Origin of the sequence: Rhodococcus sp. WB9 (assembly GCF_007558985.1) — a bacterium.
Lineage (GTDB): Bacteria > Actinomycetota > Actinomycetes > Mycobacteriales > Mycobacteriaceae > Rhodococcus_F > Rhodococcus_F opacus.
Map to the genome: position 1 here is coordinate 4,664,800 of NZ_CP041769.1, position 23,057 is coordinate 4,687,856.

A 23,057-nucleotide genomic window follows, 5' to 3' on the forward strand; every position below is an offset into this window, starting at 1 on the left:
ACGCATCAGAAGGTAGCGGGGGGAATCGGGAAGGAACGCAGCAGCGAAACGAGCAACACCAACGGCACGGTGCCTCCGATGACGAACATCGCGCGCCAGCCCCAGTGTGGGATGACGATGCCAGAGACGATTCCCGCGGCTACGAAGCCGAGTGCGAACCAACAGTAGGTGAACATCACGAAGGATGACCGCCGCCGGGCGGGGGCGAATTCGCTGGTCAGAGCGACAAGGCTGGGGATGGCAGCGCCCAGGCCGGCGCCGGTCAGAAAACGCAGGGTGATCAGTTGCATCGGGCCGGTCGTCACTGGCGGACTCGGGCGAAGTCGGCGAGCCAGACCAGCAGGACGGGGGCCTCGACGATGTGGGCCTGCTCGCCCGCGAGCGCGGCCAGACGGGCCTTGCGGTCGGGATCCCGGACCGCGACGACACTCCATGCCTGGAGGTTCGACGACGTGGCGGCCGACTGCGCAGCCGAGACAAGGACGTCGAGCGTCGCGTCGGTCAGCGGATCGGGTAGGTAGCGGCGAACCGAACGGTGCGAGTGCAGGGCTTCCAGAACCGGATTCCACTGCGCGGGCTCGGTGAGGGCGGGGTCCCAGTAGCGCTGCTGCAGCGGCGTGCGGGGTGCGATGTCTGCGATGGTCACCCGGCCAGGAAAGCCGACCGCCGTCCCCCACTCGAGTGTTAGGCGCACCGTGATTCCTGAGATCCTCCGCGACCTCGTCGACAACCGCGAACGGAACGCGTGAACAGCCACGGCGAGGCCGCCGATCGGCGACAATTCGGGGGCTGCCGACAGCTGTGCGGGAACTACGTGATGCAAGGGAGTGGTCGTGACGGAACGGGTCATCGTGGTGACGGGTGCCGGATCGGGAATCGGGCGGTCCATGGCGACCGGACTACTCGATGCCGGACATCACGTGGTGTTGTCGGGACGGGCGCAAGACAAGTTGGACGAGACAGCGGACGGTCACGAACACGCGCTCGTGGTGCCGGCCGACGTCTCGTCGCCACAGTCGGTGCACAGCCTCTTCGCCGTCGTCGCCGAACGGTTCGGCCGCGTGGACGTACTCGTCAACAATGCGGGCACCTTCGGCCCCTCCGGCGCGGTGGACGAGATCGACCCGGAAGACTGGGACCGGACGGTGGCCACAAATCTCACTGGGGTCTTCCTTTGCTCGCGCGAGGCGGTGCGCATGATGAAGACGCAGACACCCCGCGGCGGTCGCATCATCAACAACGGCTCCTTGTCCGCGCACACGCCCCGACCCGCGAGCGTCGCCTACACGGCAACCAAGCACGGGGTGTCGGGGTTGACCAAGTCGATCGCGCTCGACGGGCGCGATCACGACATCTGCTGCACCCAGATCGACATCGGGAACGCCGCAACCGCCATGACGGCCGGCATCGGCCAGTCCGCCCGCCAACCGGACGGATCGATGCGAGCGGAACCCACCTTCGACCCGCGGTACGTCGCGGACGCGGTGACCCGACTGGTGGAACTTCCCCTGGACGTCACCGTGCCGGCGATGACGATCATGGCCGCCGGGATGCCGTACATCGGCCGCGGCTGACCGCGCGGACGGTCAGCGACGCTGGTCTGCCCAGTCGAGGGTGCGACAACTGCTGACCTCGCCGAGTACCGGCCACCAGTGGGATAATCCACGTAGGAGAATCGTCCACTCCGAAGACGATGCCGTTGCACAGACGTCGACCCCGGCCCAGGGCCTCAGGACCGCCCGAGTGCGCCGGGGTCGGCCCGAAGAGGACGGGTGTGGTCGTGCGGCAACCGACGGCGTGCGGACAACACCGGAACCCACAACCGACGTGGAGCTCCGATTTCTTGTCGCTCTTCTCTGACAGTCGGTAACAAGTCGGAGCCCGTCACCGACGTAGTAGATGTCGTAGTCAACGATGACGGACCCGAACAGCGGGCGCTGGACTCGAAAGGCGAGCAGGCAGATGAACGAACTGCTGAGCACGCTGCCGGAAGAGCACCGGGAGATCTTGATCCTCCGCCTCGTGGTCGGTATGTCAGCCGAGGAAACGGCCCCGGCCGTGGGTAGTACCAGTACCGCGGGGGTGACGAGGGCAGGTGAGAGGTTTGGCTAGGAGCAAGCGCAACGGCAATCCCGATGCCGATCTCCCAGGAGACGACGCACCGGTGGACGTCGCGGCAGTGCGCCGCGACGACGCTTTGATCGACGCGATCGCCGGTGGCGGTCCTGTCGCGACGGATTCGCCGGAGCAGTACGAGCTCGCGCTTCTGCTGACCAATTGGCGCGCCGACATCGCGGCGACGCCGATGCCGACCGGGCCGCTGCTCGACGACGTGATCGCGGCGATCGACGCCTCGGACGCCCGTTCCGCACGCAGCGCTGCCCGCGGCAAGCTCCGCTTGTTGCGACCCATCGCCGGCGCTGCCGCCGCGATCGCGGTCGTCATGGGTGGCGTCACCATCTTCTCGTACAACGCCGCACCCGGCGATCCGCTGTGGAGCGTCAAGTCGGTCGTGTTCAGCCAGCAGGCCGATTCGACCGTCGCGCAGATCGACACCACGTCGCAGCTGCAGGAGGCCGAGCGGCTGATCGCCGCGGGCGACGCGGAGGCGGCGAAGAACCTACTCGAGGGCGCCGCAGACCGTTCCGGCGGGGTACGCGACCCCGACCTGCGCAACGAACTCGACGTGTGGCGTGCGAAGCTCGCCGCGGAGGTCGAGAAGATCGCTCCCACCACGCCGCCCGCGACGACGACGCCCGGTACCACCACCACCGACGCGCCGACACAGACTAGCGAACTGCCGGCCATCGTGCCGGGGACACCTGGTTCCACGACCGCGCCGGGAGTCGAGCAGTTGCCGGGAACCCTGCCCACGGATCTGCAGCTTCCCGGACTGCCGCCCACTTCACTGCCGCCGCTACCCACGACGACGCTGACGCTCCCGCCCGAGACCTTGCCGTCCACCAGCCCTGAACCCACCATCACGATGGTCCCGCCTCCGCAGCCGCCCCTGCCTGTCCCTTCCGACAACCCGACCACCCAACCGCTCCCGCCTACGCCGTCGGACAACCCGACCACCCAACCACCCACCCAGCAGCCACCGCCGCCGGAGCCTTCCTCGGCACCGATCCCGCCACCAGGCCCGACCAGCTGAGAATTCGGCGGCCATACCGCAACGGCAAAATCGCCCCACTACGGATCATCGTCACCATGAACGACACAGCCATGCAGCTGGGCATGCTCCCCGCTCGCACCCGGAAGCACCGAAGAAAAAGTCATGGTCGGCATGCAACAACTCAGATCCCGCTTCACCCGCTCCTGAACACGGCACACCCCCTCAGCCCCGGGACGTGTCGACTTCCCGGGCAGAGCTGTCACCACGACCGCATTTCTTGCCGAAGTGCTATCGAGCGGGCCGCCCTACACGACACAGCCCAGTCATTCACAACAGATGGAGTGATCGCATGACCGACGTCGACCAACCGACAGCCCGCGTGCAGCAGCAGCTCGGCCGTCTGACCGACGAGCAGCCGCCCCTCACCAACGCCGCCGCGGTGCTCTGGGACGTGATCGTGTGAGCACGCCCGCTGATCTCGACGAGCAGGTAACCGAGGTCCGGGATGCACTGCACGCTCTCCGTCGAACCCTCCTCGACCTCGAGCGCACCTACGCAGACCTCGATGCGAACACGCTCGACGTGGACGCACTCGGCGACCCGACCACCGCACCGGAAGCGTTGGAGAGCGCCGTCGACGCCCTCCGCGCCGCTCAGGACACACTCGGAATCGCTGACGCCGACCTCGACGTAGCGAAGCGACACACCTCACGGTTGAAGACGCGCGAATGACCGCGGCCACCGGCGGTGTGCCCCCGGTCGACACGCCGCCACCCGGTCGGCGCACCACAGACGACGGTGCAGCCGAGCGCCTCCGCGGCTGCGGCGAGACGGCGTTGCAGGCCGGGATGCGCGAGCGGGTTCGACGTGGCCGGCCGGTACCGACGCCGGTACAGCAGCCCATCGAGCCCGGGATGTGCGGCCGCAATGGTGCGGGCCCACCGCTGGGTGATGCCGTGGTGGGAACGTTCGTCGACGGCCGGAGGGTGCGGGAGCACTCGCGCCACTTACACTGCTTCCCGTCCATTTGGGCGATCACATCTTCGCGCGGACTCGACGTCGCCGCCACTGGTGAGCCAATCGATGACCGACACTGGGCTCCCCGCCGAGGAGTCGAACCGGACCGAGGTGTGCTTCGAGTTGTCGTTCGAGAGTGCGGCTATCGGGCGAAGGCGGCGGTCGCGGCAGCGGCGACCGCTGTAGCCGTGAGGAGTAGAGCTACCAGCAAGGCATGGTGTCGGGTCATTCCGTGACTCCCCCGCTGCAGCGAACGGCCTCGTCTGTAGCTGATGTACGTGATCACGAGCAGCAGCACCGCCATCGCTACCAAGGTCAGCGAACCAGCGCGGTCGCCATCGGCGGTGGGAATGTGGAGGAGCGCCACCGCCGTCGCGGCGGCGGAGAGTGTGGTTCTCCGCCAGGCCAGCGCGGTGCGGTCTGGTTGTAGTCCCGGATCCCGGTCAACGGACCCGATCACGACCACAATGCCGCTCCGGCGGCGAGGAGCGTGAGGATCCCCAATCCGAGAGCGAGACCGGGCACGAGGACGGAGCCCGGAAGTGGCAGGTTTCGCCTGATCGCCGACTGCGCGGCCCTCCAGCGCAGATACGCGCCGGAGGCGAGGACGGTGGCCAGCCCGAAACACACCATCGTGATCGTCATCTGCAGTGCCCCGGAGGGCAACGCAAGTAACTGGTGGGCAGCCACACCTGCCGCCAGGAGCGCCATCGCGGTGCGGATCCATGCCAGGTAGGTGCGTTCGTTCGCCAGCGTGTACCGGTAGTCCGGTTCCTCATCCACCGAACCTGAGTCCGCTGGTGGACGGGAGGTCAGAATGCCCATCGCGCGCGGCCGGCCGTTTTGGCTTTCAGTTCGGTCGCGTGGTCGCTGCCGTCGAGGAAGGCCCGTGATTCCGCCACTGCCCATCCGTAGACGCCTTTCGCCATAGTGGAAGTGGCGCCTTGTTCCAGCTGGCCGAAGACGTCGACGCGGACCTGATGCGAGTCGCGGTTCTGCGGATCGGCATCGGTGGCCATCTGGGCGAAGTGTCCCGCCAGCCGGTGTTCGCCTCGTGCCAGAAGGGCGCGCGCCCGCTCGGCCAGTTGGGCGGCGCCGCCGCCGAGGTCCGCGATCTCACGGGCGAGGTCGGCGCGGGGGGCGGACTTGAGGTTGGCGGGGTTGCCGTCGTACCAGCCGCCGTAGAGGCGCCAGACGTTGCGAATAACGAATTCCGGTTCGTCGTAGGAGGGGGCGAGGTAGGGCTTGCGGAGGAGTTCCGCGGGGGCGGTGACGCTGTGCACGACCTCGTCGAGGGTCGCTCCGGCGTTCATCATCTCGAGGGTGCGGCCATGCAGGATTTCCAGGAGTTCGGCGGCGTCGGTGAGGGTGGTGCGGATTCGGTCGGCGCCGAGGACGGGGAGCCCGTGTCCGGGGAGGAGGATTTCGGCGCCCAGGTCGGCCATCCACCGCAGGGTTCGGGCCCATTCGTGTGCGAAGCGTTGCACCTTCTGCGGGTTTCCGGCATTGGGGCTGGCCCAGATGAAGAAATCACCACAGCACAGGATCTTGCGGTCGGGGATCCAGGCGATCGCGGCGTCATCGGTCTCACCGCGGGCGTGATGAAGTTGCACCTGCAGGTCGTCGACCGTGAGGTCGGTCTGGTCCGTGAAGGTGACGTCGGGGTACCGGTATTCGGCCGGCCACATCAGGTTCGGTGCCTGGAATTGGCGTTGGTTGATGATGCCGTTGTAGCCGCGGGTTTCCTTGTAGCGGTCGAACCGGCTGATTACGTTTTCGTGTGCGAGGACCGTGGGGCGGGTCCAGCCGCGCTCGCGCGCTTCCGTGTCGAAGGGGTCCATGCCGAAGACGTGGTCGACGTGTCCGTGCGAGTAGACGGCCGTGTGCACCGGTTGCTCGGAGATTTGCCGGGTGGCTGCGAACAGGTCTTCGGCGGTCCGGCGGTCGCCGGTGTCGTACACGAAAAGACCGGTATTGGTGGGAAATACGTAGACGTTGCCGAACGCCGGCCACATGTAGGCGCCGTCCGCGATGTAGTGCATACCCTCCTTCCGGAGGTCTCCGTGGTGGTAGGCGTTCTGGTTGGCTTCGCCCTTCCAGACCTTGTCGGCGTAGTCGATGATGTCCGTCATGTGGCGCTCTCCTCGGCTTGGCTGTCGGACCGCGACGCTGCGATGTCCCGTGCGCCTCATTCTGTGCACCGGCCATCCGCCGAACAATCGTCTGTGCGCACACCCCTGCCGGCCCCGGCCTGTGACCGATCACAGATTCACTGCGGGTGGTCAGCCTCCGCGTCGGATTCGTCGGTGGCGGCGCTGACCGCGACCGCAAGAGTAAGGAGCTCCGCGGTGATGTGTACGTCGAGGCCGGTCAGCTCGCGGACGCGGTTGAGCCGGTTGTCGACGGTATTGGGGTGGACCGTCAGGGTGTCCGCAGTGGCGCGCCGGTCCAGGTTGCTGGCCAGATAGACCCGGAGGGTGTGCACAAGGTCCGGGCGCGATCGCAAGGAGGCGCAGCGGTCCAGCAGCACCGGCAGCGACGCACTGGGGTGCGCAAAATGGTGTGCGAGTGCGACATCGGTCATTCGGCTGACCGTGCCGGTGCGGCCGGACCGGATCGCGATGTCGAGTACCTCGGCGGCCGTGGTGCCCGCTCGCGGAAGATCGGTGATCGAGGTGGCGTTCTCGATCGCGATCGTCACCGGTGCGCCACTGACCCTTGCGAGGTCCACGGCCAGCAGGTCGAGAGCGCCGATTGGTGGATGCATCACGATCCGAGCGTGCCGAGGTCGGACATCGATCAGCCACAGGCCGGGGACCGCTCGGGCCAGGTGGGCGCGGATCGCACGGACCTTCCGTGTGGCCGCGAGCGATCGGGCGTTGCGGTCGCCGGATCGCTCGGCGGGGGTGTCATCGATGTGCAGCAACATGATGCTCGGTTCGGCAGGGATGGAGTTCGGGTCGTCGAACACCCACTCGTCGCCGCGCAGGAGAGTATCGATGATGGGGGCATGGTTGCGGTCTTGCGCCGCAATGAGGTCGTGAGTGTGGATCTCGTACGCGGAAACAACCTCTCGTAGGATGCGGTCAAAGGTGGTGTGGGCGCGGCGGAATGCGAACCAGAACAGTCCGTGGTCGGTGCCGAGTTCGCGTTCCAGTTCTTCGGCGAGTACGTCGAATCCGGCCTGCCAGCAGCGCATGTACTCCCGTAGCGGCAACCCTTCCGCGACTCGTTCGGTGCCGCGTTCGATGTTTTCGCGCATCGTGTCGGAAACGTCGATGGACTCGTCGGTGACCGACCGCAGGCACACCTCGAGCATCGATCGGACGGTGTGGGCGCTTTCTCGGTGCAAATGTTCAGGCACCGCGGTCTGCGTGTAGAGCGGCGAGGCTGCGATGTAGCGGTCGATCGTTGCCCGTGCCATCCGCGGAATCGACCGGCGAATGCGGGCGATCCTGCCGTGCAGGTCGTCTTTGGTTGCCTCGTCCGTGGGCGCGGTACGCATCGAACGCCTCCTAGGTGTGACGGGTCACACACTGCCGTCGTGAAGAGTGTGACAGCCGCCGATGGTACGACAGCAACCCATTCGGCCACGCTGAGGACTCAGAACGGCTCCACCAGCACTGAGGTCCACACCGTCCCGGCACAGAATGAGGAACCATGCCAGACTCCGAGTACGCTCCCGATGACCTGCCCCTGTCCGGGATCACGGTCGTCGATTTCGGTCAGTACATCGCGGCGCCCGGCGCCGCGCAGACCCTGGCCGACCTCGGCGCCGACGTCCTCAAGATCGAAGGTCCCGGCGGCGACCAGGCACGCGGGATCGGCGTCTACGGCGAGGCCATCATGCGCGCCTACAACCGGCGCAAGAAGTCGATCGTCCTCGACCTCAAAGCCGAGGACGATCTCCGCCACGCCCGTGCCCTCATCGCCCGAGCCGACGTCGTGATCCACAACCTGCGACCAGGGGTGATGGAAAAGCTCGGCCTGTCGGCCGACGACATACGCGAACTGAATCCCACCGTCATCCTCGCCGCGGTCTCCGGCTTCGGCACCGATGGGCCCTCCCGCCGCCGGCCGGGCCTCGACATCGCCGCCCAGGCGGAAACCGGCATGATGTCAGTGACCGGAGAGGCGGACGGAGACCCGCAACGCGTCGGCTTCCCGCTCGTCGACCACGCCACCTCCTACGTCGTCACCCAGGCGGTGCTGGCGGCCCTGTTCCGACGAGAACGTACCGGCCTCGGGGACGACATCGACGTCTCACTGCTCGACGTGGCGATCGACCTGCAATGCGCGAACTGGGGCGAATACTCCATCACCGGCGTCGCGCCCCACCGGCGCGGCAACGGACAACCCACCGCGGCACCGGCCGCCGACATCTTCCCCACCGCTGACGGCTCGATCGTCATCTCCGCCTACACCGAGCAGCGATTCGCCCAGCTTTGCGACCTCGCCGGCCGACCCGACCTGCCGAAGGATCCCCGCTTCGTCGACAACCCGTCAAGGGTCGCCCACCGCGGCGAACTCCTCGCCGCTCTCGCACCGTTCTTCGCCGGCCTCGACACCGAAGCCGCGCTCACGGCGCTGACATCCGTCGGCATCGTCGCCGGCGCCGTACGCACCTACGACCAGGTCCCCAGTGCCCCCGATGTGATTGCCAGCGGCATCTTCACTACCGGCAGCACCGGCGACGGACACACATACTCCATCCCAGGCCTCCCCTACCGCTCCCGCAGCATCCCCCGCACCGCGGACGCCGGGCGGGTCCCCGAACTCGGAGAACACAGCCACGAGATCGTTGCCCACTACCGGCTGGGCGAGTACTCCCTGACGTGACCTGAACCGCCACCGGCGCCACCTACCCCTCACTGATCACGACCCCCAGGAGCCCTTGTGTCTCTGCAGAATCCGCAAACCCGCGCCGAGGAGGGCGGCCTCGTCGCCGACCCTGAACTCGATAGCCCTCGCGTTCGCCGGCGTGGCTGGATCATCACCCTGATGCTGATGGCCTTCATGCTGATCAACTTCGCCGACAAGGTCGTTGTCAGCCTCGCCGGCGTCGAGATCAAGACCGATCTCGGGTTGAGTAATCAGCAGTTCGGCACCGCGCAGAGCGCGTTCTTTTGGCTCTTCGCCGTCGGCGCGGTCGCCCTCGGATCCCTCGGCGGACGCATCTCCGCGCGATGGCTCCTCGCCGGCCTGGTCGGTCTATGGGTGCTCAGCTTGGCCCCGATGACCACGACGGTCGGATTCGGAGTCTTCCTCGCCTGCCGAATGCTGCTCGGATTCGCCGAAGGCCCCGCTGGGGCGTTGTCCCAACAGATCGCCCACACCTGGTTCTCCCCGAAGCGTCGTTCGCTACCGGCCTCGGTAGTCATCATGGGAGCCTCCCTCGGCCCGCTGATCGCCGCCCCGGTCCTGACCTGGATCATCCAGAGCTACAGCTGGCACGCAGCGTTTCTCGTGCTCATGGTCGCCGGAGTGATCTGGCTGGTGGCCTGGCTGTTCATCGGCGGTGAAGGACCCGCCGGCAATGCGGGGGCGGGCACCGGGAATCAGGCGATGACGCTTCCCGACACCGTGCCCGTCCGGCTCCTGTGGACTCGCCCCACAGTGATCGGTGTCGCGATCTTCTCGTTCTGCTCCTATTGGGCGACCGCGTTGAAGGTGAGTTGGTTGCCGCTGTATTTGCGCGAAGGCCTGCACTACAGCGCCAACGCCACCGGGTTGCTGATCACATTGCCCTTCGCCGCGGCCGTGATCCTGACCTTTCTCGCCGGACTGATCTCCACCCGCCTCTCGCTGGCCGGACGATCGTCCCGCACCGCCCGCGCCCTGTTCGCGGCCGGCCTACTCGCCGCCGGCGGTGTGTGCATGATCGGATTTACCGCGTTGCCCGTCGGACCCACTCAAATGGTGCTGATCGCGCTCGCGTTCTCCCTCAACACTGCAGCCTGGGGACTGGCGTTCTCCCTGCTCTCCGACGTGGTCCCCGCCAAGCAACGCGGATCCGTCATGTCGATCACCGTCGCGATCTACAGCCTCGGCGGTGTCGCGGCACCACTTCTCATCGGCTCCCTCGTCTCCGGGGCCGCCGACACCGCCGCCGGATACGGCCGAGGCTTTGTCATCGTGGGAGTCATCATGCTGGTTGGCGCACTCACCGCCGCCGTCCTGGTCAATCCCGAACGTGATGCAACCACGATCGCCGCACACCACCCGAACAAGTAAGCCGAACCAGAACGGTCGACGGCACCGCCGTCCGCGACCTGGCCTGAGTGCACCAGCCTGTCGTCAGCGATTGTGGAAGGAAGCGATGATCAAACCAATGTTGTTGGGAGACACCGTGCGCCTGAGGACGGGTGGCGAACGCGCCACGGGGCAGCCGACCGCTCCCGCCGGGCAGTTCGACGGACTCGGGAGGAGCATGTTGTGAGTTCGTCGGAGAGCGATGTCGTGGTAGTTCGGCACCATCACAGCGGACGGCTGGACATAGAACTCAATCGTCCCGAGCGGAAGAATGCCTTGACGGTCCCGATGGTCACCCAACTCACCAGAACGTTCGCTGACGCTCAGGACGACGACACAGTCACCGCGGTGTTGCTGTACGGCGCGGGCGGGTGCTTCAGTTCCGGTTTGGATCTTGCCGAGGTACGCCCGGGCGAGCCGAAAATTACCGCGGCGATCTCCGACCTGCACACGACCCTGTCCGGGTTCGAGAAACCGCTGATCGGGGCGCTGGAGCGGGCCGCTGTCAACGGTGCTGCGGCGATCGCGCTCGCCTGTGACCTCCTTGTAGTGGGAGAGACGTCGTTCCTCATGGTCGGCGAGGCGGAGATGGGGGTTGCTGCGCCGAACAATCTGCGGTGGTTGCTCGCGAAATACGACGTGAACCAGGCACTGCAGCTCACCCTGGCCTGTGAACGTCAGTACGGTCCGGACCTTTTGCGCCGCAGCTTCGCCTACGCAATGGTGCCGGACGAGCAGGTTGTGGGCCGGGCAACCGAACTCACCGACAAGATCGCGGCCTACCCCAACGGCGGGGGAATCGCCATGAAGCAAGCGATTCTGACGCGCAAAACACTGCCCGTGTAAATGCGTACGCACGGCGGCACCCGCGGTCGAAAACCACAAGACAACACAATGCACAACCGAGCGGACAGGTCGCAGGACGCCTGGTCATCCCAGGTCTGGGGATCCTGGCCGAGGTGGTGCTTACACGGGACACTCGAAGGAGACAATCGAATGGGCATGACAACAACTGCAGAACACCGCGCGCTTCGCGACGCGGTTCGGGAGTTTCTCACCGCAACCAGTGAACCGGCCGAAGTATTGGCCGACCAGGACACGGAACTCGGATACCGGCCAGGAATGTGGGCGACGATGGCCGAACAACTCGAACTGCAAGGAATGCTCGTCGACGCGAAGTACGGCGGATCAGGCGCGGGTATCGGTGACCTCGTCGTGGTCGCCGAGGAATTCGGGCGCTCGGCAGCATGCAGCCCCTTCTTCGCGAGTTCGGTGTTGACCACGCTCGCCATCGCGGATTGCGCCCAGGAGCATTGGCTCAGTGAGCTGCTGCCAGGTCTCGCCGCGGGCACTCGTCTCGGGTGTCTGGCATTTGCCGACGCCGACGGGTGGTGGCAGGCCGGCTCGGAAGCGGTGCGTGCACACCCGGACGGCGACGGCTGGCGGATCGACGGACGGGCCGATCACGTGATCTTCGGTCATTGCGCCGACACTGTCGTTGTCGTCGCCCGAACCGAAGACGGGACCGGCCTCTTTCTGGTGGAACCATCGGACACGAGCATTCGGCGGGTCCGGCGGCCGGCGTTGGACCAGACCCGTCCGCTGACGACCTTCACCTTCGACAGCGCGGCAGCGCAACGAATCAGTGACACCACCGACATTTCGGAGACACTGTCCCGAGCGCTCGACAAGGCGCTCGTCGTGCAGGCAGCGGAGAGGGTCGGCGGCGCTCGCCGGTGCCTGCACCTGACAACTGACTATGCGAAGACCCGCAACCAGTTCGGTCGTCCGATCGGTACCAACCAGGCGGTCAAACACGGGCTGGCCGATCTGATCCGGGCGCTCGAACCGGTCGCCGCTGCGGTCGCCGTCGCCGCTCACGCCGCGGATACCGATGCGCCGGAACTGCCGACACTGGTGAGCGTGCTCTGCGTCGCGGGGACCGAGAGGTACCTGCAGATCGCTGGCGAGACGATTCAACTACACGGCGCGATCGGCTTCACCTGGGAGCACGAGGCTCACCTTCATCTCAAGCGGGCGAAGACCGATCAGCTGATGTTCGGATCGTCGGCGTGGCACCGCGAGCGTCTGCTCGCCGGGGTCCTCGCCACCGGCACCGCGGTCGAGGCGCCGGCGCGGGCCGACGAACCCGCTCCGCTGGCGGACCTGCGGACCGAGGTCCGCGCCTGGCTGGCCGAGCACCGCGCCGAGGGAACGCCACTCGAATACGCACAGGAACCGTTCGGACACGAAGACACCGACGCCGAGAAGCACTGGACCGATCTGTTGCGTCAGGGGCGTTGGCTGTGCCTGTCCTGGCCGGAGGAACACGGCGGCCGAGGACTGGGACCGGTCGAAACTCTGGTAGTAGAGGAGGAGTTCGCGCGCGCGGGACTTCGACGCCCGCAACTCGGAATGGGCGAGACCCTGCTTGCGCCCGCCCTGTTGGCGCACGGAAGCGAGGACCAGAAGCGCCGGTTCCTGCCCCGCATTCTGTCGGGCGAGGACACCTGGTGCCAGGGCTTCTCCGAACCCGAGACCGGATCCGATCTCGCCTCGCTGCGGACCAGCGGAACCGTTGACGGCGACGAGTTGCGGATAAACGGTGACAAGATCTGGACCAGCCACGGCGGCCAGGCCGACATGATGTTCCTGTTGTGCCGCACCGACCGCGACGCACCGAGACACCAGGGCATCTCGTTTGTCCTTGTTCCCATGACGGACAACGGCATCGACGTCGACCCCATCCGGATGGCGTCGGGCGACAGGGGGTTTGCGCAGGAACGGATAACCGATGCGCGCGCCCCGTTGAGCAATGTGGTGGGTGGGCTCGGCACCGGTTGGGCGGTCGCGATGACCACACTCGGCGCCGAACGAGCGGGCAGGGCGGCGACGCAGTATGTCGGCTATCGCCACGAACTGGACGTGTTGGCGGAGCGGCTGGACAAGAACGGTCGGCTCGGCGACGTGATCGTCCGCCAGCGGTTGGCGGAACTGGTGGTCGAGGTCGAACTGATGCGTGCCGTTGGTTCCGTGATCGGTGCCCGTGTTGCAGAGGGAGAGGCCGTGGACAAGTTGCTGGCGATCGACAAGGTCAATTGGTCGGAGTATCACTGTGTATTCGGGTCGACGGCGCTGGAGCTTCTCGGGGCGTCGGCTCTGACCCGCCCCGACGGGGACGGATATCAACTCGACTCTCTGCAACGCGTGTTCCTCGAGAGCCGGGGACGCCGGATCGCACGCGGGTCGAATCAGATTCAGCGCAACATCATCGGCGAACGGATTCTGGGTTTGCCGAGGTAGACGCCCGAGCGGTCACTCCAGCCGGGTGATTCGCCGGCTGTGACGGGCTTCCCCCTTCGACTGGCTCGCTTTGTGCTTCGTTCAGCAGCATGTACGACGCCATCAGGCATGCGTCAACGCTTCCCCCATCGTGCGGTTGAGGGTGCTGAGCGAGCGGACGGCACTGCGAACCGGCCCCGGTGTGGTGGTCGACTGCAGCATGACGTCGGGTGCCGAGGTTTCGGTGAGTTTCTCCGGAGGCTCTACGTGCTCACCGGCGAGTGCGCGTTTGACGTCGGCGATGGTTTCCTTGGTGACGTCGGCTGCCTGGCGCAATGCCTTCGCGGTCTCCTGCGACGGTCCGCTGTCCGGTTCGCCGCGAGAGGCGCTCACCCCTGCTCGGGCAAGTGCATGAGACGACCGATTGCTGACAGTCATGATCCGCAACAACCGTTTCGCTCCCCGACGGGTCCGCGTCGTCGGCCCCATTTCCAAGGGTTTGCCCGCCGTGGCAAGGTCCTTCAGCGCGTTGTCCAGCTTCCGGATGTCGGCGACGAGGTCAGTCTCGTGCCCTGGTTGGACGACGGCTCCGATAGCGGTGTCGACGATGGCAGTCATCCGATCGAGGTAGTCGTCGATCTTCGAGGTCAGCGTCGATCTCGTTCCGGTGGAGAAGATGAAGTACGCCGCCGCTATTCCGACGATTCCGCCGGCCGCCGTTTCGTAGATGCGCAGTTCGAGTACCTCGATGCTGAATGTGCCGAGCAGTCCGTACAGCATCGCAAGCATCACGGTGACGAAGAAGGAGAGCAATGCGTAGGCCACCGTGACGAGGTAGAACGCGAAGAATACGCAGACGACGAGCAGGAGCAACTGCAACGGCTGGTTGTTTCCGACCAACGCGGACAGCAATACTCCTGCAAGAACTCCCGCGATGGTGCCGACGACGCGGTGCCCTGCGCGCGAGAGAATCTCTCCGCGGGTAGACGCTCCGGTGAAAACGAGGAAGGCCGTCAGGACCGCCCAGTACCAGCGGTCGGGCGAGATGAGCTCACCGAGGATCGTTGCAGCGCTGGTCGCGACGGCTACCTGGATCGCGGCTTTGGTGCTCGGGTTCCATCCGGTGTCCGTTTCTTCGTCCTCGTCGGGCTTCTTCCTCGGCTCCGATTCTGTTCGCAGGGCGTTGTGGGTGATGTGATGGATCGCGATGTGCGCCTGCACTGCTCGCATCGCGACGGTGGTCGCGATACCCGCCGGAGTCGATGGATCGGACTTGTCTGCGGCCGCGGCGGCGAGGCGTCGGGCAGCGCGGAGTTGGTCATCCGACGGATTGTTCTGCAGGCACGATCCCAGTGCCGTGGTCGCCTGCCCCAGCGAATTCGGCCACGACTTGTCCGGGTCGAGCGCCCACAGCGCGCTGACGAGTTGTTCGGTAGCGATTTGCGCATCGAAGATACGAACGGACAGATCATCGTTGGTGACGCTCAGGAGCTGAGCTGCATCGTTGCGGTCGAGCCAGTCGTCGATCATCAGGGCGGTGCTTCCGAGCCGATCGAGTTTCTTACGAAGTAGATCGAGATTCCGATCACCCCTGTTCGACGCCACCTCCAGCACGTCGATCGACGCGGCCCGCAGCGCCCGAACCAACCGTGTGAGTTCGAGCCCGGGCCGGTCCGGCAGGATCACGGTACGGACGAGGAGCGAGATACCGACGCCGGCGACGATGGACACGGCGAGGATGGGAATCTGCCCAGGCTGGGCCCGAAGGAAGAGTGCGAAGAAGTAGCAGATGAACGCGACCATCCCGAGAGCCGTACCTCGCGGGCCGTAGCGCCGCACCCAGACGGCCGCGAAGAGCACCGCGATGAAGCCCACATCGGCGACCATCCCGAACTGTGACAGCACCGCGGACATCGACACCGCCGCGAGTGCAGGGAACACGAGCAGCAGTGTCGTCATCACCCTGCTGTGCTGATCCCTGTCCTTGACCGCCGCCGAGGACTGCATCGCGACGACCGTCCCGAGCAGCGCGACGGTGAGTGGCTGGCCGATCAGGTTGGAACCCGGTAGCAGCACCACCATCGCGAGAATGACTGTGATCGTCGTGGCGGTTGCGGCACGTAGCCGCAGCCTGCCGGGATCGGAGACCGCGAGAAAACGGACTGTCTCCTGTACGACCCGAAAAGCCATTCACCGATTGTGCGCCTCCGGCACCCGTCAGTCTCGGACGACGTCGCCACCGATCTCTTCGAGATCAACCGCGTCTTCGAGGAGGAACAAGCACCGGCCCTCCTCGAAGACGTCGGCAGCGAGGCTCTCCGCGTCGCCGCCGCGAACCGGGGCAGCGATCTTCTTCTTGCCTTCCACGTCGTTCAGTTCCGTCGGATCGAAATCCTCCAGCGGCTACCTTCGATCCCTACGGCGTTGGCCCAGTCGCGGGCGCGAACATTCACTCGTTCGACAACACGACTACCGAGATTCGACACGTGCACATGCGTACCGACTCCCTGTACCGAACTTCGATCCCGGGCATCAGCGACGTCGGACGCCGCGATATAGACACCGTCGTCGAGTTCGGCTTGGGTAGGCACTGTTCGTACGGATGGGTCACCACCCCAGGCCGATCACTGCAATTGAAGCAGCCCGTCCCCTGCAGGAGGGCCGAGCCCCCTCCGCCGCAACCGGACTCAGCTCGCGGCGGCCTCCGGATTCGTCGCGAGCAGGTCGAGGGTGATGTCGACGATGAGGTCTTCCTGTCCGCCGACGAGGCCGCGGCGGCCGACCTCGAGGAGGATGGTGCGCACGTCGATGCCGTATCGCTGGGAGGCGGCTTCGGCGTGCCGGAGGAAGGACGAGTACACGCCGGCGTAGCCGAGGGTGAGGGTTTCCCGGTCGACGCGGACGGGCCGGTCCTGGAGCGGCCGGACGAGGTCGTCGGCGGCGTCCTGGAGGGCGAACAGGTCGCTGTTGTGCTTCCAGCCGTGCAGGTCGGCGACCGCGATGAACGGTTCGATCGGGCAGTTGCCGGCGCCGGCGCCGTGCCCGGCCAGCGAGGCGTCGACACGGGTGACACCCTCTTCGACGGCGACGACGGAATTGGCGACCGACAGCGACAGGTTCTCGTGGGCGTGGATGCCGATCTCGGTGGCCTCGTCGAGCACGTCCCGGTAGGCGCGGACCCGGTCGCGGACGCCGTCCATGGTCAACCGGCCACCGGAGTCGGTGACGTAGACGCAGTGCGCGCCGTAGGACTCCATGAGCTTGGCCTGGGCGGCGAGCTCGGGTGCGGTGGTCATGTGGCTCATCATGAGGAAGCCGGAGACGTCCATGCCGAGTTCCCGGGCTTTTCCGATGTGCTGGGCGGCGACGTCGGCTTCGGTGCAGTGGGTCGCCACCCGCACCGACCGCACGCCCAGTTGGTAGGCGTGTTCGAGTTCGGCGATGGTGCCGATGCCGGGCAGCAGCAGGGTGGTCAGCCGGGCGTGGGTGACGTTGGCGGCGGCGGCTTCGATCCATTCCCAGTCGGTGTTGGATCCGGGGCCGTAGTTCAGCGACCCGCCGGCGAGTCCGTCGCCGTGGGCGACCTCGATGCCGTCGACACCGGCGGCGTCGAGCGCGGCCACGATCTTGCCGACGTCGTCGGGGGTGATGCGGTGGCGGACGGCGTGCATGCCGTCGCGGAGAGTGACGTCTTGGATGAACAGCCTGGTGGTCATCGGGTGGCTCCCTGGGTTGCCGTCGGGGCGGCGATCGTGTCGGCGACGGACTCGGCGTAGCGCACTGCGGCCGAGGTCATGATGTCGAGGTTTCCGGCGTAGGCCGGCAGGTAGTGGGCGGCACCTTCGACTTCGAGGAACACCGTCACCTGGTGGGTGGGGGCCGCCGTGTCCCCGGAGGCGAGCAGGGTGTGCACGGGTTGGCCGTCCGGGACCGGGGTGATCTGGACCTGTTGCTTGAGTCGGTAGCCGGGCACGTAGGTCGCGACGTGCTCGACCATCGTCTGGATCGAGTCGCGGACCGCGTCGTGGGTGGCCGGGTCGGGGGCGCAGATCAGGCACAGGACGGTATCGCGCATGATCAGCGGCGGGTCGGCCGGGTTGAGGACGATGATGGCCTTGCCGCGGCGGGCACCACCGACTGTTTCGATTGCGTGGGAGGTGGTTTCGGTGAACTCGTCTATGTTCGCGCGGGTGCCCGGACCCGCGGACTTCGACGCGATGGAGGCGACGATTTCGGCGTAGGCGACCGGTGTCACGCGGGAGACGGCGGCGACGATCGGGATGGTGGCCTGACCGCCGCAGGTGACCATGTTGACGTTGGCGGCGTCCCGGTGTTCGTCGAGGTTGACCGCCGGCACCACGAACGGGCCGAGGGCGGCCGGGGTGAGATCGATCAGCCGTTTGCCGAGCGGTTCGAGCAGGGCGGCGTTGGCGGCGTGTGCCTTGGCGGAGGTGGCGTCGAAGATCACGTCGATCTCGGCGAAGTTCGGCAGCTGAAGCAGGCCTTGGACGCCGTCCGAGGTGGTGGGGACGCCGAGTCGGCGGGCGCGGGCAAGCCCGTCGGAGTCGGGGTCGATTCCGACCATCGCGCCCATCTGCAGGACGTCGGAGTGGCGGATCACCTTGATCATCAGGTCGGTGCCGATGTTGCCGGATCCGATCACCGCGACGGTGACCTTACGGGTGTTCTCGCTCATGGTGCTCACTCCTGGGTGAAGGTTGCGGTGACCGATCCGAGACCGGTGATGTCGGCGCGGACGGTGCCCGCGGTGTCGATGACGGCCATCGGCCCGAGGGCCCCGGACAAGATCACCTGGCCGGCGCGCAGTGGTTGGCCGAACTCGCGTGCCATGCGCGCGAGCCAGGCCAGCGCCCGTAGCGGGTCACCGAGACAGGCGGCCCCGGTTCCGGTCGACACCTCGGTGTCGTCGATGAACATCTGCATCTGCGCGGCGACTGGGTCGAAGGAGTCGAGGGTGCGCCGGTCGGCGCCGAGGACGAACAGCCCGCTCGACCCGTTGTCGGCGACGGTATCTCCGAAGGTGATGTCCCACCCGGAGATTCGGCTGTCGACGATCTCGAGGGCGGCCACCGCGTAGTCGACGGCGGCGCGGATCTGGGCGTCGTCGAGCGGCCCGTCCACCAGATCGTGTGCGAGGACGAACGCGATCTCCGCCTCCACCTTCGGCTGCAGCAGACGAGACAGCGGGATCGGGCCGGCCTCCTGGCAGTGCATGTCGTCGAACAGCACCCCGAAGTCCGGTTGGTCGACGCCGAGTTGCTGCTGGACCGCCGGGGAGGTCAGGCCGATCTTGCGGCCGACGACCTTCGCTCCGGCGGCGATTCGGTCGGCGACGATCCGTTCCTGGACGGCGTACGCGGCCGCGGCGTCGTCGGTGCCGATCAGGTCGCGGACCGGGGTGCACGGCGTGGAAGTTGCGGCGGCGGTGCTCAACCGCTCGGCGGCGGCGACGATAGCGTCGGCGGTGGCTCGCGTCGTGGGGGGCAGGCTGGTGCCCGGAGGTGTGCTCATCTGACTTCCCGATGTGATCGTGGGGAATGGACTGTGGTTCCACTGTCGCCGCGGGGTGATCGCCGGCCAAGCATTGCGTTCCACTGAGCCGAACGCTACCGGTATCGTGGACGGCGTCGCCGGGGGCAGCGGAGGTGAATCGGCAGTGTCCGATCAGGAGTTCGACCGCACGACGGTGCTGGGCAAGGTCATGATGGTGCTGCATGGGTTCACCATCGACGACTCGACCCTGTCGCTGGCCGAACTGGCACGCCGGACATCCATCCCGAAGGGCACGCTGCACCGGGTGCTCACCGACATGGTGGCGGTGCGAATGCTGGACCGCGCCGGTACCGGCTACCGGCTCGGGGGCTCCCTGTTCGAGCTGGGCATGCGGGCGTCGGTCGAGCGCAGCCTGCTCGAGGTGGCGATCCCGTTCATGGAGGACCTGTATGTGCGCACCCACGAGACGGTGCACCTGGGGGTCCTCGAGGGGACCGAGGTCGTGTACCTGTCGAAGATCGGCGGTCATCGGCAGGCGAGCGCACCATCGAGGATCGGTGGCCGGATGCCGGTGCACTGCACCGCAATCGGCAAGGTGCTGCTCGCCCACGCCGACAGTGCCCTCCGAGAACAGGTGCTCTCCGCTCCACTGGCCCGCTACACCCCGCGGACCATCATCCTGCCCGGCCCGTTGGGCGCTCAGCTCGACCGCATCGCCGCCGAGGGTGTTGCCTACGAATACGAGGAATCCGCTACCGGAATCGTGTGCGTGGCAGCACCGGTCCGCGAGAGCGAGAACGTGGTCGCCGCGATCAGCGTGACCGGCCCGTCCCATCGCTTTCGGCCCGACAACCACACCAGCCCGGTCCGCGCCGCCGCGGAAGAAATCGGAGCCACACTAGCGCGGCGATCTCGTCTGCTACGGAATTGAAGACCGGGGTATGCTCGACGGGCTGGTCCGCTGAGTGGACCCGCCTGTCGGAGGATCCATATGAACGCGTCGTTGCTGGGAAAAGTGCGACTGCTACTCGACAGCTTCGATGCGGATTCCGGAGCGCTGTCGTTGACCGAGCTCTCACGTCGGAGCGGGGTAGCGAAGGCGACGGTGTACCGCCTTGCCGGGGAGATGGTCCAGATCGGGTTCTTGGAGCGGGTAGGAACCGACTACCGGTTGGGACTGCGCCTCTTCGAACTGGGCCAGCTGGTCCCGACACAACGCATCATCCGGGATGCCGCGGTTCCGTTCATGCAGGATCTGCACTCTCTCACCCTCGAGACGGTGCACTTGGCGATTCGGGACGGCCTCGACGTCATGTTCGTGGAGAAGATCTCCGGGCACCGCAGTGCCCGGCTCCCGTCGCGGATCGCAGGCCGATTCCCGATCGAGGCCACGGCGACCGGCAAGGCGATCCTCGCGTACTCGCCGTCGAGCATGTTCGACGAGGTCGTCGCTCGTGGGTTCGCTCCCCTGACGACTCGGACCGTTGCCTCGGCTCTCCGTCTTCGTCGGCAACTCGATCGGGTCCGTACAGAGGGTTTCGCGTTGGAGGTCGAGGAGGTCGGACTCGGTATGACCAGTATCGCGGTACCCGTGTTCGCCGGTTCGATGGTGGTCGGTGCGGTAAGCGTGACCACCACGACGTCGCGGATGAATGTCGGCCGGGTGGCGAAGCCGTTGACGGCCGCGGGATCGAACATCAGTCGTGCCCTCCGTGGCGTCGCGCGTTCGGCCTGACACCGAACCCGAGCGAGAGAACGGCAAGGACAGCGCACCCGGTCATCGTGACGGCCACGGCGAGCGCGGTGTTCCCTAGGGCGCCGACGACCGGGGCCACCACGGCGGCCGTACCGAACTGCGCGAACCCGACGATTGCCGCCGCGGTCCCGGCCGCGTCGCCGTGCCGGGTCAATGCCAGAGCCGGCGCATTCGGCATGACGAATCCGGTGGCACACAGTAAGGCCAGCACCGGCACCGCGAAGCCGGCGAATCCCACAGTGCCATGAAGAGCCACGGCGACGAACATGACTCCAACGACGACGCTGACGGCGAGCGCGACGATACAGATCCGGACGGGAGACCAGCGGTCCAGCAGCCGCACGTTGAGTTGGGCCGCCCCGATCAGGACGACGCCGCCGGCCGCGAACGCCATTCCGTACACGGTCGGATCCAGTTCGAACTCCCTCTGCATGACGAACGAGGATCCGGCGATATACGCCCACAGGACCGCACGGCCCAGTCCACACACGAGGACGAGCGTCATGAAGCGGCCGTCGCGAACGAGCCGGGTGTAGGTCCGGAGTGCAGGGGCGAGTCCGCGTCGGCTCCGGTCCGGGGGCGGAAGCGTTTCGGGCAGTGCGACGGCACCGATCAGCATCAACAGAGCCGCGAGCACCGCCAGCACGAGGAACACACCGTGCCACGACATGGCGGTCATGAGGATTCCGCCGATGCTCGGCGCCAGGATCGGGGCCACACCCATGACCAGCATCAGATGGGAGAACATGACAGCAGCGGCGCGGCCCGAGAAGAGGTCCCGGACAACGGCGGTCGCGATGACCGCAGTCGCCGCGGCGCCCACCCCCTGGACAGTCCGGAACGCACCGAGCACCGTGATGGTCGGCGCGAAATAGCACGCCACGGACGCGACGACATGGACTGCCGTGCCCAGCAGGAGTGGGCGACGCCGACCGTAGCGGTCGGAGACCGGGCCGATCACCAGCTGTCCGAGAGCGAGACCGATCAGCGTCCCGGTCAGTGTCAGTTGCACCGTCGACTCCGAGGTCTCGAAGTCGACGGCGATGGCTGGTAGTGCCGGTAGATACATGTCCACGGTGAACGGGCCCAGTGCCGTGAGCACACCGAGGACGAGGACGAGCTGGATGCGTTTCGTCCCGACGGGTGGTGCGGAGATCAGCTCCGAGCAAGTGCTGCTCGTGGTCACGGGTGTCGCTGTTCGAGGAATCCCGTAACGAGCGAGTAGTAGTCGTGCGGACGTTCCTCCTGCAGGTGGTGGGACGCGCGGTCCATTATGTAGAGGTGGCCGTGCTTGATCATTCGGGCCAGCATCAGCGGATAGTCCGGCGTGAGGAAGGCGTCGTGCATTCCCCACGCGAACAGAACCGGCGCTTCGATCATCCCGAGTTCGGTCGTCAGATCCTGCCAGTCCCCACGCGGATTGTCCGACGCCGCGGCCAGCGCCATCTCGTCGGGATCGAGACTTTGCCGGTACCGCATCTCGAGCGTGTCGTCCGGCAGCTGGTCTCCGTCGAACCATTCGAGGCGAGTGATCAGTTGCCGCATCTTCTCGCGGGTGGGACCGTCGCCGCCGTAGTACACGTCCCGGGCGTTGCGGCCGCGCCGGCCGTCCTCCGGCAACGGGGCGAGCGGTCCGTAGAAGACCGGCATACTTCCGGTGATCACCAGAGCACGCACCCGCTCCGGGTACTTCGCCGCGAGATTCAGGGCGATCGTCCCGCCCCATGAATTGCAGACGAAGTCAGCTCGGGCGATGCCGAGCTCGTCGAGAAGGGCGACGATCTTGGCGGCGTGAAAATCCCACATCGGTCCGCTGATGGTGCACTTGTCGGACTTGCCGTATTGGAGGATGTCGACGAGCACGGCTCGACGGTCGTCGGCGAAGAGTGGTGCGACGGGGCCGAAATCTGACCACGCCGTGCAGCCGGGGCCGCCGCCGTGCAGGAAGATCGCCGGAGACCCCTCGCCCATGTCGTGGTAATGGAATTTCACGCCCGCGGCCGTGGCGTACAGACTGTTCGGTGGATGTGCCATGACCACACCTGACCCGATCTGCGGCGGTGGCGGAAGCATCTCGGTCCGCTGGACGGTCCGGGACCGTGGTGATGCCGCCACACCGGA

General features: G+C 66.6%; 21 protein-coding genes and 2 pseudogenes. 10 read left to right on the plus strand and 13 right to left on the minus strand.

The features are described 5' to 3' along the window. Positions 1 to 5: 5 nt before the first annotated feature. Both FND50_RS37045 and FND50_RS21615 read right to left on the minus strand, forming a co-directional pair. A complete protein-coding gene (locus FND50_RS37045) occupies positions 6 to 290 on the minus strand; it encodes an MFS transporter (protein WP_260850607.1) in 285 nt (94 codons plus the stop codon). 14 nt (positions 291 to 304) lie between these two features. Continuing rightward, positions 305 to 646, minus strand: a pseudogene (locus FND50_RS21615) (nitroreductase family protein); the annotation flags it as partial. 181 nt (positions 647 to 827) lie between these two features. Here FND50_RS21615 and FND50_RS21620 point away from each other — a divergent pair. From FND50_RS21620 to FND50_RS21645, 4 genes and pseudogenes are all read left to right on the plus strand, one after another. After that, positions 828 to 1,574: an SDR family oxidoreductase gene (locus tag FND50_RS21620; RefSeq protein WP_144287054.1), complete on the plus strand. Its 747-nt coding sequence runs from the start codon at positions 828 to 830 to the stop codon at positions 1,572 to 1,574. A 294-nt stretch (positions 1,575 to 1,868) separates the two neighbouring features. Next, positions 1,869 to 2,112 (plus strand): annotated as a pseudogene (locus FND50_RS37050) (RNA polymerase subunit sigma); the annotation flags it as partial. Continuing rightward, complete coding sequence (locus FND50_RS21635; protein ID WP_144287056.1) at positions 2,096 to 3,154, plus strand: anti-sigma-D factor RsdA; 1,059 nt, start codon at positions 2,096 to 2,098, stop codon at positions 3,152 to 3,154. The pseudogene FND50_RS37050 and the gene FND50_RS21635, both read left to right, overlap by 17 nt. A 420-nt stretch (positions 3,155 to 3,574) precedes the next feature. Further along, a complete protein-coding gene (locus FND50_RS21645) occupies positions 3,575 to 3,847 on the plus strand; it encodes a hypothetical protein (RefSeq protein ID WP_005260568.1) in 273 nt (90 codons plus the stop codon). A gap of 427 nt (positions 3,848 to 4,274) precedes the next feature. Here FND50_RS21645 and FND50_RS21655 read toward each other — a convergent pair whose 3' ends face one another. The 4 genes from FND50_RS21655 to FND50_RS21670 all read right to left on the minus strand — a co-directional run bounded on the left by FND50_RS21655 (position 4,275) and on the right by FND50_RS21670 (position 7,637). Then, positions 4,275 to 4,592 (minus strand): DUF202 domain-containing protein, encoded by a 318-nt coding sequence (locus FND50_RS21655; RefSeq protein WP_260850608.1) that lies wholly within the window; start codon positions 4,590 to 4,592, stop codon positions 4,275 to 4,277. Then, positions 4,589 to 4,957 (minus strand): YidH family protein, encoded by a 369-nt coding sequence (locus tag FND50_RS21660; RefSeq protein ID WP_144287058.1) that lies wholly within the window; start codon positions 4,955 to 4,957, stop codon positions 4,589 to 4,591. Before FND50_RS21660 ends, FND50_RS21655 begins: the two co-directional genes overlap by 4 nt. Continuing rightward, positions 4,945 to 6,264: an alkyl sulfatase dimerization domain-containing protein gene (locus FND50_RS21665; protein ID WP_144287059.1), complete on the minus strand. Its 1,320-nt coding sequence runs from the start codon at positions 6,262 to 6,264 to the stop codon at positions 4,945 to 4,947. Before FND50_RS21665 ends, FND50_RS21660 begins: the two co-directional genes overlap by 13 nt. Before the next feature lie 137 nt (positions 6,265 to 6,401). Next, the gene (locus FND50_RS21670) at positions 6,402 to 7,637 is read right to left on the minus strand and encodes a CdaR family transcriptional regulator (protein WP_144287060.1); all 1,236 of its coding nucleotides are present in this window, start codon (positions 7,635 to 7,637) and stop codon (positions 6,402 to 6,404) included. 155 nt (positions 7,638 to 7,792) lie between these two features. Here FND50_RS21670 and FND50_RS21675 point away from each other — a divergent pair, with 155 nt between their 5' ends. The 4 genes from FND50_RS21675 to FND50_RS21690 all read left to right on the plus strand — a co-directional run bounded on the left by FND50_RS21675 (position 7,793) and on the right by FND50_RS21690 (position 13,687). Next, on the plus strand, positions 7,793 to 8,971 hold the full coding sequence (locus FND50_RS21675; RefSeq protein WP_144287061.1) for a CaiB/BaiF CoA-transferase family protein: 1,179 nt from the start codon (positions 7,793 to 7,795) through the stop codon (positions 8,969 to 8,971). 57 nt (positions 8,972 to 9,028) lie between these two features. After that, positions 9,029 to 10,366, plus strand: a complete 1,338-nt coding sequence (locus tag FND50_RS21680; RefSeq protein ID WP_144287062.1) for an MFS transporter — start codon at positions 9,029 to 9,031, stop codon at positions 10,364 to 10,366. Positions 10,367 to 10,567: 201 nt separating this feature from the next. Beyond that, positions 10,568 to 11,230, plus strand: coding sequence for an enoyl-CoA hydratase/isomerase family protein (locus FND50_RS21685; protein ID WP_144287063.1), 663 nt, complete (start codon positions 10,568 to 10,570; stop codon positions 11,228 to 11,230). A gap of 150 nt (positions 11,231 to 11,380) precedes the next feature. Then, complete coding sequence (locus FND50_RS21690) at positions 11,381 to 13,687, plus strand: acyl-CoA dehydrogenase (protein ID WP_144287064.1); 2,307 nt, start codon at positions 11,381 to 11,383, stop codon at positions 13,685 to 13,687. 102 nt (positions 13,688 to 13,789) lie between these two features. Here the strand turns inward: FND50_RS21690 and FND50_RS21695 are convergent, their stop codons facing one another. From FND50_RS21695 to FND50_RS21710, 5 genes are all read right to left on the minus strand, one after another. Next, complete coding sequence (locus FND50_RS21695; protein ID WP_144287065.1) at positions 13,790 to 15,856, minus strand: FUSC family protein; 2,067 nt, start codon at positions 15,854 to 15,856, stop codon at positions 13,790 to 13,792. A 27-nt stretch (positions 15,857 to 15,883) separates the two neighbouring features. Next, complete coding sequence (locus tag FND50_RS36240; RefSeq protein WP_186301122.1) at positions 15,884 to 16,033, minus strand: hypothetical protein; 150 nt, start codon at positions 16,031 to 16,033, stop codon at positions 15,884 to 15,886. A 320-nt stretch (positions 16,034 to 16,353) separates the two neighbouring features. Further along, a complete protein-coding gene (dmpG, locus tag FND50_RS21700; protein WP_144287066.1) occupies positions 16,354 to 17,382 on the minus strand; it encodes a 4-hydroxy-2-oxovalerate aldolase in 1,029 nt (342 codons plus the stop codon). Continuing rightward, positions 17,379 to 18,362: an acetaldehyde dehydrogenase (acetylating) gene (locus FND50_RS21705; protein WP_144287067.1), complete on the minus strand. Its 984-nt coding sequence runs from the start codon at positions 18,360 to 18,362 to the stop codon at positions 17,379 to 17,381. The genes dmpG and FND50_RS21705 overlap by 4 nt, the downstream gene beginning before the upstream one ends. A 5-nt stretch (positions 18,363 to 18,367) precedes the next feature. Further along, complete coding sequence (locus tag FND50_RS21710; protein WP_144287068.1) at positions 18,368 to 19,198, minus strand: 2-keto-4-pentenoate hydratase; 831 nt, start codon at positions 19,196 to 19,198, stop codon at positions 18,368 to 18,370. A 145-nt stretch (positions 19,199 to 19,343) separates the two neighbouring features. On the opposite strand from FND50_RS21710, the gene FND50_RS21715 reads away from it, so the two are divergent. Next, positions 19,344 to 20,111, plus strand: a complete 768-nt coding sequence (locus tag FND50_RS21715) for an IclR family transcriptional regulator (protein WP_144287069.1) — start codon at positions 19,344 to 19,346, stop codon at positions 20,109 to 20,111. A gap of 60 nt (positions 20,112 to 20,171) precedes the next feature. Beyond that, positions 20,172 to 20,915, plus strand: coding sequence for an IclR family transcriptional regulator (locus FND50_RS21720; protein ID WP_005260582.1), 744 nt, complete (start codon positions 20,172 to 20,174; stop codon positions 20,913 to 20,915). Here FND50_RS21720 and FND50_RS21725 read toward each other — a convergent pair. Both FND50_RS21725 and FND50_RS21730 read right to left on the minus strand, forming a co-directional pair. Then, the gene (locus FND50_RS21725) at positions 20,878 to 22,122 is read right to left on the minus strand and encodes a multidrug effflux MFS transporter (protein ID WP_144287070.1); all 1,245 of its coding nucleotides are present in this window, start codon (positions 22,120 to 22,122) and stop codon (positions 20,878 to 20,880) included. The genes FND50_RS21720 and FND50_RS21725 overlap by 38 nt on opposite strands. Continuing rightward, positions 22,119 to 22,970 (minus strand): alpha/beta fold hydrolase, encoded by an 852-nt coding sequence (locus FND50_RS21730; protein ID WP_186301123.1) that lies wholly within the window; start codon positions 22,968 to 22,970, stop codon positions 22,119 to 22,121. Before FND50_RS21730 ends, FND50_RS21725 begins: the two co-directional genes overlap by 4 nt. Positions 22,971 to 23,057: the final 87 nt, after the last annotated feature.

Bases quoted from the DNA above. Each gene is read 5' to 3' on its own strand.
- FND50_RS21670 (WP_144287060.1), bottom strand. From the start codon at position 7,637: ATGCGTACCGCGCCCACGGACGAGGCAACCAAAGACGACCTGCACGGC.
- FND50_RS21660 (WP_144287058.1), bottom strand. From the start codon at position 4,957: ATGGGCATTCTGACCTCCCGTCCACCAGCGGACTCAGGTTCGGTGGAT.
- FND50_RS21675 (WP_144287061.1), top strand. From the start codon at position 7,793: ATGCCAGACTCCGAGTACGCTCCCGATGACCTGCCCCTGTCCGGGATC.
- FND50_RS21720 (WP_005260582.1), top strand. From the start codon at position 20,172: ATGAACGCGTCGTTGCTGGGAAAAGTGCGACTGCTACTCGACAGCTTC.
- FND50_RS21705 (WP_144287067.1), bottom strand. From the start codon at position 18,362: ATGAGCGAGAACACCCGTAAGGTCACCGTCGCGGTGATCGGATCCGGC.
- FND50_RS37045 (WP_260850607.1), bottom strand. From the start codon at position 290: ATGCAACTGATCACCCTGCGTTTTCTGACCGGCGCCGGCCTGGGCGCT.
- FND50_RS21730 (WP_186301123.1), bottom strand. From the start codon at position 22,970: ATGGCACATCCACCGAACAGTCTGTACGCCACGGCCGCGGGCGTGAAA.
- FND50_RS21710 (WP_144287068.1), bottom strand. From the start codon at position 19,198: ATGAGCACACCTCCGGGCACCAGCCTGCCCCCCACGACGCGAGCCACC.
- dmpG (WP_144287066.1), bottom strand. From the start codon at position 17,382: ATGACCACCAGGCTGTTCATCCAAGACGTCACTCTCCGCGACGGCATG.
- FND50_RS21665 (WP_144287059.1), bottom strand. From the start codon at position 6,264: ATGACGGACATCATCGACTACGCCGACAAGGTCTGGAAGGGCGAAGCC.
- FND50_RS21695 (WP_144287065.1), bottom strand. From the start codon at position 15,856: ATGGCTTTTCGGGTCGTACAGGAGACAGTCCGTTTTCTCGCGGTCTCC.
- FND50_RS21690 (WP_144287064.1), top strand. From the start codon at position 11,381: ATGGGCATGACAACAACTGCAGAACACCGCGCGCTTCGCGACGCGGTT.